Below are 17,905 nucleotides of genomic sequence, written 5' to 3'. Positions count from 1 at the left end.
GCGATTACTTGCCTTTAATCTCATACAGTGGCGTTTGGCCTGCAACTACCTGCCCCTGCGCCTGGATCACCAGACCGCTGAAGTCGTCGATGTTGCTGCACACTACCGGGCTTATCATGGAGCGCGCGTTGGCGTTCAGGAACTCCAGATCCATTTCCAGAATCGGCTGGCCTGCCGCCACTTCAGCGCCCTCTTCCACCAGGCGAGTAAAGCCCTGACCGTTCAGCGCAACGGTATCGATACCCATATGGACAACGATCTCCGCGCCTTTTTCCGTTTCCAGGCAGAACGCGTGGTTGGTGTTGAAGATTTTCACGATAGTACCGGCTGCCGGAGAGACCACGGTTTTGTCCGTTGGTTTCACCGCCACGCCATCACCAACCGCTTTGCTGGCGAACGCTTCGTCAGGCACCTGCTCAAGCGCAACAACGTCACCTGTCACCGGAGAAACCAGCGCAGCGATGGTCACCGCATTTGGCACAGCCTGCGGTTTTGCAACCGGCGTGTCAGCCACTGGCGCGTTATCCGTTGAGGCGGCAGCGACCGGCCCACGGGCAACCACTTTTTTCATTTCATCGCCGATAGATTCGGCTTTCGCACCCACGATAACCTGGATGGTTTGTTTGTTCAGCTTCACCACACCAGACGCACCAAGGCGTTTGCACATTGCATCGCTCACGCGCGCGGAGTCGCCCACGGTCAGACGCAGACGGGTAATACAGGCATCGATCGCTTTCAGGTTGTCGGTGCCACCCACAGCGGCAATATAGCTGGTTGCCAGCTGGGTTAAACCCTCTTCGGTGTTGCTGTTGGCTTCACTGGTCACAACATCATCTTTCGTATCTTCGCGGCCCGGCGTCTTCAGGTTAAACATACGAATAACCGCGCTGAACAGAACGAAGTAGATAACGAAGAAGATCAGGCCCATCACCACCAGCATCCAGACGTTGCTGCTTGCCGCCGGCAGGTTGTACATCAACACATAGTCGATAGCGCCTGCGGAGAAGGAGAAGCCTGCATGGATACCCAGAAGGGTGGCAACGAACAGGCTGATACCGGTCAGGATCGCGTGCATCAGATACAGCAGCGGAGCCAGGAACATGAACAGGAATTCCAGCGGCTCGGTCACGCCGGTCAGGAAGGCGGTGATCGCAACGGACAGCAGCATCCCGCCAACCATTGGGCGACGCGCTTTCGGCGCAGCCAGGTACATTGCCAGCGCGGCGCCAGGCAGACCAAACATCATGATTGGGAAGAAGCCGGACATGAACATGCCCGCGGTGCCGTCACCTGCGTAGAAGCGGTTGATATCACCGTGGAATACCGCGCCAGCCGCGTTGGTGAACTCACCAATCTGGAACCAGGCGATGGTGTTCAGTACCTGATGCAGACCGGTTGGGATCAGCAGACGGTTAATGAAACCGAAGATGCCCGCGCCCATTGCGCCCGCAGACACGATCCACTCGCCACCCGCATGGATAGCATGCTGAACCGGTGGCCAAACGTAGCCAAAGATGGCGGCGAGGATCAGACAGAAAAAGCCCGTCGCAATCGGCACAAAACGTTTACCGCCGAAGAAGCTCAGGAAGTCAGGCAGTTTGATACCCGCCCAGCGGTTGTACACGGCGCCACCGACCAGACCGGTAATGATACCCGCCAGTACACCCATGTTGATTTCCGGGTTGATGGTTACCATCGCTTTCGTGAGGATGAAGTAACCTACCGCCCCTGCCAGTGCCGCAGCACCGGCGCTGTCTTTTGACCAGCTTGACGCCACGCCGATGGCGAAAATCAGCGCAAGGTTGTCAAAAATGGCGCCGCCTGCCTGGGCAATAAACGGCACATTAAGAAGATCGGGTTGCCCGAATCGCAGCAGCAATGCTGCAACCGGTAGCACGGCGATAGGGAGCTGCAAAGCCCTACCGAGGCGCTGGAAAAAACCTAAAATATTCATCCTATTCCCCCTACGAGACCCTTTGTTAAGACTCGCGCATTAACTATGTTTTTATTGTGTCACGAACGATAGATACTGTTGATGATTCACTGGCAGTGTGAGTGTGTGAAAAATTAATTCGTATCGCAAATTAAACACCTATTTTTTGTAATTATTGTCACCAAATATCGTATTAAACCCTCCCTTTCACTGGCTAACCACGAAAACTTATTTTATCATTCAAAAAATCAAGACGGATTGATCCGGCCTGAAAGGTTCCAGGTTACGCTTAGTTCAGGTTGCACTAATCATCCGCCCACTTTTACTTAAACTTTAGAGGTGAATAATGAGACTGATTCCCCTGGCAACAGCTGAACAAGTCGGAAAATGGGCTGCTCGTCATATCGTTAACCGCATCAACGCGTTCAAACCAACAGCCGATCGTCCTTTCGTACTCGGTCTTCCAACCGGTGGTACTCCCCTGACCGCGTATAAGGCTTTGGTTGAAATGCACAAAGCGGGCCAGGTTAGCTTTAAACATGTTGTGACCTTCAACATGGACGAATATGTCGGCCTGCCAAAGGAACATCCGGAAAGTTACCACAGCTTTATGCACCGTAATTTCTTCGATCACGTTGATATTCCGGCTGAAAACATTAACCTGCTGAATGGAAACGCGCCTGATATTGACGCAGAATGCCGTCAGTATGAAGAAAAAATCCGTTCCTACGGTAAAATCCACCTGTTTATGGGCGGCGTAGGCAACGATGGTCATATCGCGTTCAACGAACCGGCATCTTCACTGGCTTCCCGTACCCGTATTAAAACGTTGACCCATGACACGCGTGTGGCTAACTCCCGCTTCTTTGACGGCGACGTCAATCAGGTGCCGAAATACGCGCTGACCGTGGGTGTGGGTACACTGCTGGATGCCGAAGAAGTGATGATTCTGGTACTGGGCGCAGTGAAAGCGCAAGCGCTTCAGGCTGCCGTTGAAGGCAACGTGAACCATATGTGGACCATCAGCTGCTTACAGTTGCATCCAAAAGCGGTTGTCGTGTGTGACGAACCGTCCACCATGGAGCTGAAAGTGAAAACGCTGAAATACTTCAACGAGCTGGAAGCTGAGAACATTAAAGGTCTGTAATTGAATAACCGCCTCTTTTATCAGGGGCGGTCGCTTTTTTAACCGGGGGTCGATATGTACGCTTTAACCCACGGTCGGATTTATACCGGCCATGAAATTCTGGATGACCATGCGATTGTAATCGCCAATGGCCTGATTGAACGTGTTTGCCCGCTGGCGGAACTGCCGCCGGAGATCGAACAACGTTCCCTCAATGGAGCAGTAATCTCCCCCGGTTTCATCGACGTACAGCTTAACGGCTGCGGCGGTGTCCAGTTTAACGATACCGCAGAGGCGGTAACGGTTGAAACGCTGGAAATCATGCAAAAAGCCAACGAGAAATCGGGCTGCACCAGCTATCTGCCAACGCTGATTACCAGCAGCGATGACCTGATGAAACAGGGTATCCGCGTCATGCGCGAATACCTGGCAAAACATCCGAATCAGGCGCTGGGTCTGCACCTGGAAGGACCATGGCTGAATATGGTCAAGAAAGGCACCCATAACCCGAACTACGTGCGCAAACCGGATGCCGAGCTGGTGGATTACATGTGCGCCAATGCCGATGTGATCACCAAAGTGACGCTGGCACCGGAAATGACCGGCACGGACGTTATCAGCAAACTGACCGCCGCCGGGATTGTGGTATCTGCGGGCCATTCGAACGCGACGCTTAAAGAGGCGAAGGCCGGTTTCCGCGCAGGTATTACATTTGCCACACACCTTTATAACGCGATGCCGTATATTACCGGTCGCGAACCGGGACTGGTTGGCGCAATTCTGGATGAACCAGACGTCTACTGCGGCATTATCGCCGACGGCTTGCATGTCGATTACACCAACATCCGCAACGCCAAGCGCCTTAAAGGCGACAAGCTCTGCCTGGTCACGGATGCTACCGCTCCGGCAGGAGCGAATATTGACCAGTTCATTTTTGCTGGTAAAACAATATACTACCGGAATGGACTGTGTGTGGATGAGAACGGCACGCTGAGCGGTTCTTCTCTGACGATGATCGAAGGGGTACGTAACCTCGTTGAACATTGCGGCATTGCGCTTGAGGAAGTGCTGCGCATGGCCACGCTTTATCCGGCGCGCGCTATTGGCGTCGATAAACAGCTCGGCGGTATTGCGCCAGGTATGGTTGCAAACCTGACGGCGTTCACACACGATTATAAAATTATTAAGACCATCGTTAATGGTAACGAGGTCGTCACTGAGTAAGTAAAAGTATGACACCAGGCGGACAAGCTCAAATCGGTAATGTCGATCTCGTTAAACAACTTAACAGCGCGGCAGTTTATCGCCTGATTGACCAGCACGGGCCAATCTCACGCATTCAGATAGCCGAACAAAGCCAGCTTGCTCCCGCCAGCGTGACAAAAATTACACGTCAGCTTATTGAGCGCGGCCTGATCAAAGAAGTGGATCAGCAGGCCTCCACCGGCGGCCGCCGCGCGATTTCCATCGTCACTGAAACCCGCAATTTTCAGGCCATTGGCGTTCGCTTAGGACGTCATGACACCACGCTTACGCTCTACGATCTGAGCAGCAAGGCCATTGCCGAAGAGCATTACCCCCTTCCTGAGCGCACGCAGGAGACGCTCGAACACGCGTTACTGAATACCATTGCGCAGTTTATCGAAAGCTGTCAGCGCAAGATCCGTGAACTCATCGCCATCTCGGTGATTTTACCCGGTCTGGTTGACCCGGAAAGCGGCGTTATTCGCTACATGCCGCATATTAAAGTAGAGAACTGGGGGCTGGTTGAGGCGCTGGAAAAACGCTTCAAGCTGACCTGCTTTGTTGGTCACGATATCCGCTCGCTGGCGCTGGCGGAGCACTACTTTGGTGCGAGCCAGGACTGCGAAGACTCTATTCTGGTGCGCGTTCACCGTGGTACAGGTGCGGGTATCATCTCGAATGGCCGCATTTTTATTGGTCGTAACGGTAACGTAGGCGAGATCGGTCATATCCAGGTGGAACCGCTTGGCGAGCGCTGCCACTGCGGTAACTTTGGCTGTCTTGAAACCGTTGCCGCCAATGCCGCCATTGAACATCGCGTCCGCCACCTGCTGGAGCAGGGTTATCAGAGCCGCGTCACGCTGGGCGACTGTAAGATCGGTGCCATCTGCAAAGCGGCAAACAAAGGCGATGCGCTGGCCTGCGAAGTGATCGAACAGGTAGGACGCCACCTGGGTAAGACCATCGCCATTGCCATCAACCTGTTTAATCCGCAAAAAGTGGTGATTGCCGGCGAGATCGTTGAAGCCGAAAAAGTATTACTGCCTGCCATTGAAGGCTGCATCAATACCCAGGCGCTGAAGGCATTTCGCCAGAATTTGCCGGTGGTGCGATCTACGCTCGATCACCGCTCGGCAATTGGCGCATTCGCCCTGGTAAAACGTGCCATGCTCAACGGGATCCTGCTGCAACATTTGCTGGAATCCTGATCGGACCTTATAGTAACGCCTTCTTTTTTTGATGTCGGATTGTCCATGACCATTAAGAATGTAATTTGTGATATCGACGGCGTGCTGATGCACGACAACGTTGCCGTGCCGGGTGCTGCGGAGTTTCTTCACCGCATCATCGACAAAGGAATGCCACTGGTTCTTCTCACGAACTACCCTTCACAGACTGGTCAGGATCTGGCAAATCGCTTTGCTACCGCGGGCGTCAATGTCCCGGACAGCGTGTTTTATACCTCTGCGATGGCGACCGCGGATTTCCTGAAGCGTCAGGAAGGCAAAAAAGCCTACGTGGTTGGCGAAGGCGCGCTGATCCACGAGCTGTATAAAGCGGGCTTCACCATCACCGACGTGAATCCGGACTTTGTCATCGTGGGCGAAACGCGCTCCTTTAACTGGGAGATGATGCATAAAGCAGCCTACTTTGTCGCCAATGGTGCACGTTTTATCGCCACTAACCCGGATACGCATGGTCGTGGTTTTTATCCCGCCTGCGGTGCGCTGTGCGCCGGTATCGAAAAAATCTCGGGTCGTAAGCCGTTTGTTGTCGGTAAACCGAGCCCGTGGATCATCCGCGCCGCACTGAATACGATGCAGGCACACTCAGAAGAAACCGTCATCGTGGGCGACAACCTGCGTACCGATATTCTGGCTGGCTTCCAGGCGGGGCTTGAAACCATCCTGGTGCTTTCTGGCGTTTCACAGCTTGATGACATTGATACGATGCCGTTCCGGCCAAGCTGGATTTACCCCTCTGTCGACGAAATCGACGTTATTTGATTCAGAACCACGCCTCAGGGCGTGGTTTTTCATTTCTGCTGCCTGAAAATATCACTTCATCTAACGAAATCAGCTCTTCATTGAGAAATCATCAATAGAATGGCTTAATGCATACTCTTTTTTTAAGATTCGGCAATTGCCATTGCACTTTTTACGTTTTCATCGGTAAAACGCTTGCGCCCCCTCCCCTTTTTGCGGCATTTTCATAAGCAAGCAACATCACAACGCAACAGGGTTAACGGAGAAGGTTATGTGTTCTATTTTTGGCGTACTGGATATTAAAACTGACGCGGGCGAACTGCGTAAAAAAGCACTCGAATTGTCCCGCCTGATGCGCCATCGCGGTCCGGACTGGTCAGGCGTTTACGCCAGCGATAAAGCGATTCTGGCTCACGAACGTCTTTCCATTGTTGATGTCAACGCTGGCGCACAGCCGCTGTATAACGAGAAAAAAACGCACGCGCTGGCTGTTAACGGTGAAATTTACAACCATCAGGCGCTGCGCGCTGAGTACGGCGATCGCTACGCGTTTCAGACCGGCTCAGACTGCGAAGTGATCCTGGCGCTGTATCAGGAGAAAGGCCCGGAGTTCCTCGACGACCTGCAAGGTATGTTCGCCTTCGCGCTGTACGACAGCGAAAAAGACGCTTACCTGATTGGCCGCGACCATATTGGTATTATCCCGCTGTACATGGGACACGATGAACACGGTAACTTCTACGTTGCCTCAGAGATGAAAGCCCTGGTACCGGTGTGCCGCACCATCAAAGAGTTCCCGGCAGGTAGCTACCTGTGGAGTAAAGACGGCGAGATCCGCCCGTACTACCAGCGCGACTGGTTTGATTATGAAGCGGTGAAAGACAACGTGACGGATAAAGCCGAACTGCGTCAGGCCCTGGAAGAGTCAGTGAAAAGCCACCTGATGTCAGACGTACCTTATGGCGTACTGCTCTCCGGCGGTCTGGACTCCTCCGTGATCTCCGCGATCACCAAGAAATTCGCTGCACGTCGCGTGGAAGATCAGGAGCGCTCTGAAGCCTGGTGGCCGCAGCTGCACTCCTTTGCCGTGGGTCTGGAAGGGGCACCTGACCTGAAAGCCGCCCAGGAAGTGGCGAACCATCTCGGCACGGTGCACCATGAAATTCACTTCACCGTACAGGAAGGTCTGGATGCGATCCGCGATGTGATCTATCACATTGAAACCTATGATGTGACCACCATTCGCGCCTCCACGCCGATGTATTTGATGTCGCGGAAGATCAAAGCGATGGGCATCAAGATGGTGCTCTCCGGCGAAGGTTCTGACGAAGTGTTTGGCGGTTATCTCTATTTCCACAAAGCGCCAAACGCCAAAGAGCTGCATGAAGAAACGGTGCGTAAGCTACAGGCGCTGCACATGTTTGACTGCGCGCGCGCCAACAAAGCGATGTCCGCCTGGGGTGTGGAAGCCCGCGTGCCGTTCCTCGATAAGAAATTCCTCGATGTGGCGATGCGCATCAACCCGCAGGACAAAATGTGCGGCAACGGCAAAATGGAGAAACATATCCTGCGTGAATGTTTTGAATCCTACCTGCCGGCGAGCGTGGCGTGGCGTCAGAAAGAGCAGTTCTCCGATGGCGTAGGTTACAGCTGGATCGACACCCTGAAAGAGGTGGCGGCAAAACAGGTTTTTGATCAACAACTGGAAACTGCGAGCTTCCGCTTCCCGTACAACACGCCAGCCTCGAAAGAAGCGTATTTGTACCGTGAGATCTTTGAGGAGCTGTTCCCGGTTCCAAGTGCAGCCGAGTGCGTACCGGGTGGTCCATCGGTCGCCTGCTCTTCTGCTAAAGCCATTGAATGGGATGAATCCTTCAAAGCCATGAACGATCCGTCAGGACGCGCAGTGGGCGTTCACCAGTCTGCCTATAAATAATGTTCAGAGTATCATCAGGCCCTCAGGGGCCTGATTTTTTTTCTCTCTTTTCCCCGCATAAAATCGATTAATAACCAATAATTGTCGAATATTCGGCCTCGCTGTTCGCAACCTAACCAAACAGTCACATTCCGGCTATTTTCATTGAAAAAGGTGTTGACGCTGCAAGGGTCTATACGCATAATGCGCCCCGCAACGCCGATAAGGTAACGCGAAAAAAAGATGGCTACGTAGCTCAGTTGGTTAGAGCACATCACTCATAATGATGGGGTCACAGGTTCGAATCCCGTCGTAGCCACCATCTTTTTTGCGGGAGTGGCGAAATTGGTAGACGCACCAGATTTAGGTTCTGGCGCCGCAAGGTGTGCGAGTTCAAGTCTCGCCTCCCGCACCATTCCCAGGTAAGCGTTGCACGGATGGGGTATCGCCAAGCGGTAAGGCACCGGTTTTTGATACCGGCATTCCCTGGTTCGAATCCAGGTACCCCAGCCATATTTCTTCGATCATGCGGTTCTCCGCGGTATTGGGGTATCGCCAAGCGGTAAGGCACCGGTTTTTGATACCGGCATTCCCTGGTTCGAATCCAGGTACCCCAGCCATCGAAGATTGCAGTACTGGCTACGTAGCTCAGTTGGTTAGAGCACATCACTCATAATGATGGGGTCACAGGTTCGAATCCCGTCGTAGCCACCATATTTATATTATCGAATACGATTCGGTAAACTGAACATTGTTGGGGTATCGCCAAGCGGTAAGGCACCGGATTCTGATTCCGGCATTCCGAGGTTCGAATCCTCGTACCCCAGCCACTTTAAAGTCGTTAAGCAGTTTGTTTAACGCAATTGGGGTGTCGCCAAGCGGTAAGGCTCTGGTTTCTGATACCAGCATTCCGGGGTTCGAATCCCTGCACCCCAGCCACTTAAAACAAACAAGCCCGCTCTGCGGGCTTGTTTGTTTTTGTTGCTCAGAATAGTGCGGCCTGATGCCCTCCCCCTAACCCTCTCCCACGGGGCTGAGGGATCCCCAGTATTTTTTTATGCAGAAGCAATAAAGTTGCTTTCTAAATGACTGAGGGCTGTCAGCGATGCCCTGGTCCGGCTGTAAATCGCTGAGGCGTTTCCTGCAGGCCGGGGCGAGGCGCAGGGATGCGCCGAGAGGGCGGCTTTACAGGGACGTTGCCTCCGCCCGTACCCGATAAGCCGGAAGGAATAAGCCGAGGGCACCGCGAAGCGGCGATTTACCGCCGGGAGCCCGGGTCGCCAGGGTGGTGGCGACTGAGCCACCCTGGCACGTTCACCGGTCATGTCGTTACAGAGTAGCAAGGTACATAAAGTGAACGGAATGACCACCACCGCCGTATGTTCCCCTCACCCTAACCCTCTCCCCGGAGGGGCGAGGGGATTGCTCAGTGCTCGCATTAATTTGTGGGGAACCCTCAGCCCACGGGGAGAGGGAATAAAGATCAGAGTCCGAGGGCGTATTTCAGTGCCTGACGCTTCAGACCACCGGCACGTTCCGCTGCCATCAATCCAATATTGCGCAATATCCGCACCGGACCCACGTCATTGCTGAACCCGGCATAGAACAGATCCATCCCCGACTGCATAATGAAGTTATCCGCCATACGGCGCGTCTGGTAGCGCTTCAGTACCTGATGGCTGGCCCAGGCTTCCGCGTGGGCGCGAGCGTTACCCAGCACATCCAGTAACGCATCGACGTCACGGTATCCCAGGTTAACCCCCTGCCCCGCCAGCGGATGAATGGTGTGCGCCGCGTCTCCCACCAGGGCCAGCCCTTCACGGGCATACTGCAACGCATGGCGTCGCATCAGCGGGAATGCGCCAGCGGCAACCGGGGTCACGTTACCCAGACGGCGCGGGAAGTGCTGGCGGATTTCGCGCTGCAACTGATCCATGGACAGCCCCTGCAACTGTCGAATGCGCGCCGGCTTGTCGTACCACACCAGCGAAGCCCAGTTATCAAACAACGGTAAGAATGCATGCGGGCCGTTCGGCGTAAAATGCTGCCAGGTGCTTTCGCCCGGCGCGTTTTCTGACTGCACGGTGATCAGCATGCAGGACTGCTGATACTGCCAGGCATGGATCCCAATGCCTGCCATCTGCCTGACCTGCGAGTTCGCGCCATCCGCCCCCACCAACAGCTTCACGGCCAGCTCATCGTCGTTATCCAGCGTCAGGAGATATCCACCTTCATGACGATGCAGGGCTTTCAGCGAGTCCGGAACGCGCAGCGTCACCTTCGGGTGCGCCTCCAGCGCCTGCCAGAGCGCCTGCTGGAGCACGTTGTTTTCCACCATATAGCCCAGACGCGGCAGTTTCAGCTCGGCGGCGTCAAACGAGACGTGAGCATTTTCCCACTCCCAGGTTTCAAGACGGCTGTAAGGGTGCGCGCGCATCGCCAGCACCGCCTCCCAGACGCCCAGCCCGCGAAGCAGATCAACAGAGGACGCGCTGATGGCGGAAATACGCACGTCCGGTTGGCTGGAAGGATCGAATACCGGCGGAGCCGCCCGTTCAATAACGATTACGTCAAATCCCTGCTGCGCCAGCCCCAGCGCCAGTGCGCCGCCGACCATACCGCCGCCAACAACGGCAACTTCGGTGTTCAGGAGTGTCATGGTCACTATTCCTTATTGGAGAATACCTTAAGTTTACCGGATTTTTGCGGCCCTGAGGTTGACAACCTTCATACTGGTCACAACCGCACCAAAGCATTACAATACGCGGCTTGCAATCCTGAGCTGAGCAAGTCGATGACTAAAAAACTCCATATAAAAACCTGGGGCTGTCAGATGAACGAATACGATTCATCTAAGATGGCCGATCTGCTGGATACCACCCACGGATACCAGCTGACTGAAAATGCGAAAGAAGCCGATGTGCTGCTGCTGAACACCTGTTCAATTCGTGAAAAAGCACAGGAAAAAGTCTTTCATGTGTTAGGCCGCTGGAAGCTTCTCAAACGGAAAAATCCGGACCTGATCATTGGCGTGGGTGGCTGCGTCGCATCGCAGGAAGGTAAGCTGATCCGCCAGAGAGCACCCTATGTGGATATCGTTTTTGGCCCTCAGACCCTGCACCGCCTGCCAGAGATGATTAATCAGGTTCGCGGCAGCCGTAGCCCAGTGGTTGACGTGAGTTTCCCGGAGATCGAGAAATTTGACCGTCTGCCAGAGCCGCGCGCTGATGGCCCGACCGCCTTCGTCTCCATCATGGAAGGCTGCAACAAATACTGTACTTACTGCGTGGTACCTTACACCCGCGGTGAAGAAGTGAGCCGCCCGGCAGACGATATCCTGTTTGAAATCGCGCAGCTTGCCGCGCAGGGCGTTCGCGAAGTGAACCTGCTGGGCCAGAACGTGAACGCCTGGCGCGGGGAAAACTACGACGGCACCACTGGCAGCTTTGCTGAACTGCTGCGTCTGGTGGCGGCGATTGACGGCATTGACCGCATTCGCTTTACCACCAGCCATCCGATGGAATTTACCGACGACATTATTGACGTCTATCGCGATACGCCAGAGCTGGTGAGCTTCCTGCACCTGCCGATCCAGTGCGGCTCTGACCGCGTGCTGAACCTGATGGGTCGTCCACATACGGTGCTGGAGTATAAGTCCACCATCCGCAAGCTGCGTGAAGCACGCCCGGATATCCAGATTAGCTCCGACTTTATCGTCGGCTTCCCTGGCGAAACCGCTGATGACTTCGAGCGCACCATGAAGCTCATCGGCGAGGTGAATTTCGACGTCAGCTACAGCTTCATCTTCTCAGCACGCCCGGGCACCCCAGCGGCCGATATGGTTGACGATGTGCCGGAAGAAGAGAAAAAGCAGCGTCTGTATATTTTGCAGGAGCGTATCAACCAGCAGGCCAACGCCTGGAGCCGTCGTATGCTCGGCACTGTCCAGCGTATTCTGGTGGAAGGCACTTCCCGTAAGAGCATCATGGAACTGTCTGGTCGAACCGAAAATAACCGCGTGGTGAATTTTGAAGGCACCCCGGACATGATTGGTAAGTTTGTGGACGTCGAGATTGTCGAAGTGCTCACGAACTCGCTGCGCGGGAAGGTGGCACGCACTGAGGACGAAATGGGTCTGCGTATTGCACAGACTCCGGAATCCGTTATCTCTCGCACCCGTAAAGTCAACGATTCTGGCGTAGGTATTTACCAGCCCTGATCCCTCTGGCCTGCCTGTCCGGCAGGCCTTGTATTTCCTCTCATCACCCCCAATATCTACCGCAACGCTTGCGCCTTTATTCTATGGCGTGAATAATTTCGGTAATGACCGTTTTATTACGCCGTGTGGCCACAGGTCAGTTAACCAAATAAAGAGGAACAGTTTGAACATAGATACGCGTGAAATTAGCCTTGAGCCCGCAGACAACGCTCGCCTGCTGAGCCTGTGCGGGCCGTTTGATGACAACATCAAACAACTGGAGCGACGTCTGGGTATCGAAATCAATCGTCGCGATAACCATTTCAAACTCACCGGACGCCCAATCTGCGTCAACGCCGCGGCAGATATTCTCCGCAGCCTGTATGTTGATACCGCCCCGATGCGCGGTGAGATCCAGGATATTGAACCTGAACAGATCCACCTGGCCATCAAAGAGGCGCGCGTGCTTGAGCAGAGCGCGGAAAGCGTGCCGGACTATGGCAAAGCCATCAACATCAAAACCAAACGCGGCGTGATTAAGCCTCGTACCCCGAACCAGGCACAGTACATCGCCAATATTCTCGACCATGACATCACCTTTGGCGTGGGTCCGGCGGGTACGGGTAAAACCTATCTGGCCGTTGCCGCTGCGGTTGATGCACTTGAGCGTCAGGAGATCCGCCGTATCCTGCTGACCCGCCCTGCTGTAGAAGCCGGTGAGAAACTCGGCTTCCTGCCGGGCGATTTAAGTCAGAAAGTGGACCCCTACCTGCGCCCGCTGTACGACGCGCTGTTCGAAATGCTCGGCTTCGAGAAAGTTGAAAAGCTCATCGAACGTAACGTGATTGAAGTGGCCCCGCTGGCCTACATGCGTGGGCGTACGCTTAACGACGCGTTCATCATTCTGGATGAGAGCCAGAACACCACCATTGAACAGATGAAGATGTTTCTGACGCGTATTGGCTTTAACTCGAAAGCGGTTATTACCGGTGACGTCACTCAGATTGACCTGCCGCGTAACACCAAATCGGGTCTGCGTCACGCCATCGAAGTGCTGGCCGAGGTAGACGAAATCAGCTTCAACTTCTTCCACAGCGAAGACGTGGTACGCCACCCGGTGGTCGCGCGTATCGTTAACGCTTATGAGGCCTGGGAAGAGGCAGATCAGAAGCGCAGGGCCGAGCTGGCCGCAGAACGTAAGCGCGAAGCGCAGGAGCATGAACAGAAATGAGTCAGGTGATCCTCGATTTACAGCTGGCCTGTGAAGATAATTCCGGCATGCCAGAAGAGGCACAGTTTCAGAAATGGCTGGATGCCGTTATCCCCCAGTTTCAGGAAGAATCAGAGGTCACGATTCGCCTGGTGGATGAAGCAGAAAGCCATGAGCTCAACCTGACCTATCGCGGGAAAGATAAGCCGACCAATGTGCTCTCTTTCCCGTTCGAAGCCCCACCGGGCATTGAGATGCCGCTGCTGGGCGATCTGATCATCTGCCGTCAGGTGGTTGAGCAGGAAGCCAAAGAGCAGCAAAAGCCGCTGGAAGCGCACTGGGCACACATGGTGGTGCACGGTAGCCTGCATCTTCTGGGTTACGACCATATTGAAGATGACGAAGCGGAAGAGATGGAATCCCTCGAGACAGAGATAATGCTTGCTCTGGGCTATGAGGATCCGTACATTGCCGAGAAAGAATAGTCAGTCACTGACTACCATGCCGCCGCGCAGGGACATAGCGCGGCGGTTAACGTTGAACTAACAAGAGAACCCTTAACAAACGCCATGAGCGACGACAATTCACACAGTAGCGACACGACAACCACTAAAAAGGGATTTTTCTCCCTCATCCTGAACCAGCTTTTCCACGGCGAACCGAAAAACCGTGATGAACTGCTGGAGCTGATTCGTGATTCCGGGCAGAACGACCTTATCGACGAAGATACGCGCGAAATGCTCGAAGGGGTGATGGACATCGCCGACCAGCGCGTCCGCGACATCATGATCCCCCGCTCGCAGATGATTACCCTGAAACGCAACCAGACGCTGGACGAGTGCCTCGATGTGATTATCGAATCGGCTCACTCACGTTTCCCGGTCATCAGCGAAGACAAAGATCACATCGAAGGGATTTTGATGGCGAAAGATCTGCTGCCGTTTATGCGCAGCGATGCCGAAGCCTTCAGTATGGAAAAAGTGTTACGCCCGGCCGTGGTTGTGCCGGAAAGTAAACGTGTGGATCGGATGCTGAAGGAGTTTCGCTCCCAGCGCTATCACATGGCGATTGTTATTGATGAATTTGGTGGCGTTTCCGGTCTGGTCACAATCGAAGACATCCTTGAGCTGATCGTGGGCGAAATCGAAGATGAGTATGACGAAGAAGAGGATATCGACTTCCGTCAGCTGAGCCGCCACACCTGGACCGTGCGCGCGCTGGCCTCCATTGAAGACTTCAATGACACCTTTGGCACCAGCTTCAGCGATGAAGAAGTGGACACCATTGGTGGTCTGGTGATGCAGGCCTTCGGCCATCTTCCGGCCCGCGGTGAAACCGTTGACATCGATGGTTACCAGTTCAAGGTCGCAATGGCTGACAGCCGACGTATTATTCAGGTTCATGTCAGAATGCCGGACGACTCACCGGTGCCAAAACTGGAAGATTAATGTAAATGGCATTTGCCCCACTCTTTGAACGCCAGCGCGTCCGTTTGCTGCTGGCGCTGTTACTCGGAGCCAGCGGTACGCTGGCTTTTTCTCCTTACGATATTTGGCCAGCCGCTATTCTCTCCCTGATGGGGCTACAGGGTCTTACCCTGAACCGTCGTCCGGTACAGGCCGCGGCCATAGGCTACTTCTGGGGGCTGGGGCTGTTTGGCTCTGGTATCAACTGGGTCTACGTCAGTATCGCGCAATTTGGCGGAATGCCGGGGCCGGTTAACGTCTTCCTGGTTGTGCTGCTCGCCGCCTATCTTTCGCTCTACACTGGCCTGTTCGCCGGTATTCTATCTCGTCTGTGGCCTAAAACGACCTGGCTGCGCGTCGCGATAGCGGCTCCCGTTGTCTGGCAAATCACCGAATTTCTGCGCGGCTGGGTACTGACCGGCTTCCCGTGGTTGCAGTTCGGCTATAGCCAGGTGGACGGCCCGCTGAAAGGTCTGGCTCCCGTCATGGGCGTGGAGGCGATTAACTTCCTGCTCATGGCGGTCAGCGGCCTGCTGGTGCTGGCTCTGGTGACACGTAACTGGAAGCCGCTGGTTGCCGCGTTAATCCTGTTTGCCCTGCCTTTCCCACTGCGTTATATCCAGTGGTTCACGCTGGAGCCCGCGCGCGCCACGCAGGTATCGTTGATACAGGGCGATATCCCGCAGTCATTGAAATGGGATGAGAATCAGCTGCTGAACACGCTGAAAATCTACGCCAACGCCACTGAAAAGGTGATGGGCAAATCGCAGCTCATCATCTGGCCTGAGTCTGCGATCCCGGATCTGGAGATCAATCAGCAGCCCTTCCTGAAGATGATGGACGATCTGCTGCGCGCGCGCGGCAGTACGCTGATTACCGGAATTGTGGATGCGCGTCTCAATCAGCAGAACCGCTATGACACGTACAACACGATCATTACGCTCGGTAAGGACAGCGAATACAGCTATACCTCCACCAATCGTTACAACAAAAATCACCTTGTACCGTTTGGCGAGTTTGTTCCGCTGGAGTCTATTCTACGCCCACTGGCACCGTTCTTTGACCTGCCGATGTCCTCATTCAGCCGGGGCCCTTACGTTCAGCCGCAGCTGCATGCGCACGGGTTTGCCCTGACGGCCGCTATTTGCTACGAGATTATCCTCGGCGAGCAGGTGCGCGATAACTTCCGCCCGGACACCGACTATCTGCTGACCATCTCAAACGATGCGTGGTTCGGTAAATCGATCGGCCCGTGGCAGCACTTCCAGATGGCACGAATGCGTTCTCTGGAGCTGGCACGTCCGCTGTTGCGCAGCACCAATAACGGCATCACCGCCGTGATTGGCCCGCAGGGTGAAATCCAGGCCATGATCCCGCAGTTCACCCGTGAGGTGCTGACCACGAAAGTGACGCCAGCTACGGGCCTGACGCCTTATGCGCGCACCGGGAACTGGCCGCTGTGGATCCTGACCACGCTGTTCGGTTTTGCCGCCGTAGTGATGAGCCTGCGTCAGCGTCGTAGATAACCTGGCCTTCTGTTGCCGGGTGGCGGCTACGCCTTACCCGGCCTACTCTCCGGCGCAGCCGCCACCCGACAATTTCCTCCTAAACTTCAATTCTGGCACGCCTGTTGCTTTGTTTAATTACGCAAACGCTGTCTGGCTTAACGTGCAACCTTGTCGCACCAGCATGGATCTCCGGTAGCACCGAAACGGTGCAACGAGAGATTATTGCCTCTGAATGGTGCGGCGCGCTTCGCAAAAATAAACAATAACGCAGCAAAATCTTTACATTAAGCCAGACTAAATGTTAACAAGCTTGCATAACACTGCACTCGCATTGCGCGAGATATAACAACATCACAATGGGTATCAAAGCGTCACTGGCGCTGATAAGAAAGGAGTTGGGTATGCAATTACGTAAACTGGCCACAGCAATGCTGGTTATGGGAATGTCTGCGGGCATCGTTCACGCTGAAGACGCTCCGGCAGCAGGAAGCACTCTCGACAAGATTGCCAAAAACGGCGTGATCGTGGTCGGCCACCGTGAATCTTCTGTCCCGTTCTCTTACTACGACAACACGCAAAAAGTCGTGGGCTATTCACAGGATTACTCCAACGCCATCGTTGAAGCCGTGAAGAAAAAGCTGAACAAACCTGACCTGCAAGTGAAGCTGATCCCCATCACTTCACAGAACCGTATTCCTCTGCTGCAAAACGGCACATTTGATTTTGAATGTGGCTCAACCACCAACAACCTTGAGCGTCAGAAACAGGCCGCTTTCTCGGACACTATCTTCGTTGTAGGCACCCGCCTGCTGACGAAGAAAGGCGGCGATATCAAAGATTTTGCTGACCTGAAAGGCAAAGCGGTTGTCGTGACCTCCGGTACCACGTCCGAAGTGCTGCTGCACAAGCTGAACGACGAGAAGAAAATGGACATGCGCATCATCAGCGCGAAAGATCACGGCGACTCCTTCCGTACCCTGGAAAGCGGTCGTGCCGTTGCGTTTATGATGGATGACGCTCTGCTGGCAGGCGAGCGCGCCAAGGCGAAGAAACCAGACAACTGGGAAATCGTCGGGACTGCGCAGTCGAAAGAAGCTTACGGCTGTATGCTGCGTAAAGGCGATGAAGGCTTCAAAAAGCTGATCGATGACACCATCGCTCAAGCGCAAACCTCTGGCGAAGCGGCAAAATGGTTCGACAAATGGTTCAAGAACCCAATTCCACCAAAAAACCTGAACATGAACTTTGAACTGTCTGACGACATGAAAGCGCTGTTCAAATCACCAAACGACAAAGCTCTTAACTAACTAGAACGACAG

General features: G+C 54.3%; 13 protein-coding genes and 7 tRNA genes. 18 read left to right on the top strand and 2 right to left on the bottom strand.

Annotated features, from left to right (window positions below):
- Nucleotides 1–4: 4 nt before the first annotated feature.
- Entirely contained in the window at nucleotides 5–1,954 is a 1,950-nt protein-coding gene (gene nagE / locus HWQ15_RS14710) for a PTS N-acetyl glucosamine transporter subunit IIABC (RefSeq protein WP_063149445.1), read from the bottom strand.
- A gap of 325 nt (nucleotides 1,955–2,279) precedes the next feature.
- Between nagE and nagB the strand changes: the two genes are divergently transcribed.
- From nagB to HWQ15_RS14650, 12 genes are all read left to right on the top strand, one after another.
- Nucleotides 2,280–3,080, top strand: coding sequence for a glucosamine-6-phosphate deaminase (gene nagB, locus HWQ15_RS14705; protein WP_003858663.1), 801 nt, complete (start codon nucleotides 2,280–2,282; stop codon nucleotides 3,078–3,080).
- A gap of 54 nt (nucleotides 3,081–3,134) precedes the next feature.
- The gene (gene nagA / locus HWQ15_RS14700; RefSeq protein ID WP_063149444.1) at nucleotides 3,135–4,283 is read left to right on the top strand and encodes an N-acetylglucosamine-6-phosphate deacetylase; all 1,149 of its coding nucleotides are present in this window, start codon (nucleotides 3,135–3,137) and stop codon (nucleotides 4,281–4,283) included.
- An 8-nt stretch (nucleotides 4,284–4,291) separates the two neighbouring features.
- On the top strand, nucleotides 4,292–5,512 hold the full coding sequence (locus HWQ15_RS14695) for an N-acetylglucosamine repressor (RefSeq protein WP_022647442.1): 1,221 nt from the start codon (nucleotides 4,292–4,294) through the stop codon (nucleotides 5,510–5,512).
- A 45-nt stretch (nucleotides 5,513–5,557) separates the two neighbouring features.
- A complete protein-coding gene (gene nagD / locus HWQ15_RS14690; RefSeq protein ID WP_003858667.1) occupies nucleotides 5,558–6,310 on the top strand; it encodes a ribonucleotide monophosphatase NagD in 753 nt (250 codons plus the stop codon).
- 250 nt (nucleotides 6,311–6,560) lie between these two features.
- Complete coding sequence (asnB, locus tag HWQ15_RS14685; protein WP_063149443.1) at nucleotides 6,561–8,225, top strand: asparagine synthase B; 1,665 nt, start codon at nucleotides 6,561–6,563, stop codon at nucleotides 8,223–8,225.
- A gap of 224 nt (nucleotides 8,226–8,449) precedes the next feature.
- Nucleotides 8,450–8,526: transfer RNA gene (locus HWQ15_RS14680), tRNA-Met, on the top strand.
- 8 nt (nucleotides 8,527–8,534) lie between these two features.
- Nucleotides 8,535–8,619 (top strand) — tRNA-Leu (locus tag HWQ15_RS14675).
- 23 nt (nucleotides 8,620–8,642) lie between these two features.
- Nucleotides 8,643–8,717: transfer RNA gene (locus HWQ15_RS14670), tRNA-Gln, on the top strand.
- 32 nt (nucleotides 8,718–8,749) lie between these two features.
- Nucleotides 8,750–8,824: transfer RNA gene (locus tag HWQ15_RS14665), tRNA-Gln, on the top strand.
- Between the two features lie 17 nt (nucleotides 8,825–8,841).
- Nucleotides 8,842–8,918: transfer RNA gene (locus HWQ15_RS14660), tRNA-Met, on the top strand.
- Between the two features lie 41 nt (nucleotides 8,919–8,959).
- Nucleotides 8,960–9,034 (top strand) — tRNA-Gln (locus HWQ15_RS14655).
- Nucleotides 9,035–9,068: 34 nt separating this feature from the next.
- Nucleotides 9,069–9,143: transfer RNA gene (locus HWQ15_RS14650), tRNA-Gln, on the top strand.
- Between the two features lie 544 nt (nucleotides 9,144–9,687).
- On the opposite strand, the gene ubiF is transcribed toward HWQ15_RS14650, so the two are convergent.
- On the bottom strand, nucleotides 9,688–10,863 hold the full coding sequence (gene ubiF, locus HWQ15_RS14645) for a 3-demethoxyubiquinol 3-hydroxylase (protein ID WP_063149494.1): 1,176 nt from the start codon (nucleotides 10,861–10,863) through the stop codon (nucleotides 9,688–9,690).
- A gap of 135 nt (nucleotides 10,864–10,998) precedes the next feature.
- On the opposite strand from ubiF, the gene miaB reads away from it, so the two are divergent.
- From miaB to HWQ15_RS14615, 6 genes are all read left to right on the top strand, one after another.
- Nucleotides 10,999–12,423, top strand: a complete 1,425-nt coding sequence (gene miaB / locus HWQ15_RS14640; RefSeq protein WP_063149493.1) for a tRNA (N6-isopentenyl adenosine(37)-C2)-methylthiotransferase MiaB — start codon at nucleotides 10,999–11,001, stop codon at nucleotides 12,421–12,423.
- Nucleotides 12,424–12,586: 163 nt separating this feature from the next.
- Entirely contained in the window at nucleotides 12,587–13,633 is a 1,047-nt protein-coding gene (locus HWQ15_RS14635; protein WP_022647440.1) for a PhoH family protein, read from the top strand.
- A complete protein-coding gene (ybeY, locus tag HWQ15_RS14630) occupies nucleotides 13,630–14,097 on the top strand; it encodes an rRNA maturation RNase YbeY (protein WP_003858677.1) in 468 nt (155 codons plus the stop codon). The genes HWQ15_RS14635 and ybeY overlap by 4 nt, the downstream gene beginning before the upstream one ends.
- Nucleotides 14,098–14,181: 84 nt before the next feature.
- Nucleotides 14,182–15,060: a CNNM family magnesium/cobalt transport protein CorC gene (corC, locus tag HWQ15_RS14625; RefSeq protein WP_003858679.1), complete on the top strand. Its 879-nt coding sequence runs from the start codon at nucleotides 14,182–14,184 to the stop codon at nucleotides 15,058–15,060.
- 5 nt (nucleotides 15,061–15,065) lie between these two features.
- Nucleotides 15,066–16,604 (top strand): apolipoprotein N-acyltransferase, encoded by a 1,539-nt coding sequence (lnt, locus tag HWQ15_RS14620; protein WP_022647439.1) that lies wholly within the window; start codon nucleotides 15,066–15,068, stop codon nucleotides 16,602–16,604.
- Between the two features lie 383 nt (nucleotides 16,605–16,987).
- Nucleotides 16,988–17,893: an amino acid ABC transporter substrate-binding protein gene (locus tag HWQ15_RS14615; RefSeq protein WP_022647438.1), complete on the top strand. Its 906-nt coding sequence runs from the start codon at nucleotides 16,988–16,990 to the stop codon at nucleotides 17,891–17,893.
- The last annotated feature ends 12 nt before the right edge of the window (nucleotides 17,894–17,905 follow it).

Source organism: Enterobacter sp. DSM 30060, from assembly GCF_013375955.1.
In the GTDB taxonomy this organism is placed as follows: domain Bacteria; phylum Pseudomonadota; class Gammaproteobacteria; order Enterobacterales; family Enterobacteriaceae; genus Enterobacter; species Enterobacter intestinihominis.
Note: the sequence above shows the minus strand (reverse complement) of the source record. Positions and strands in the feature narration are given on the sequence as shown.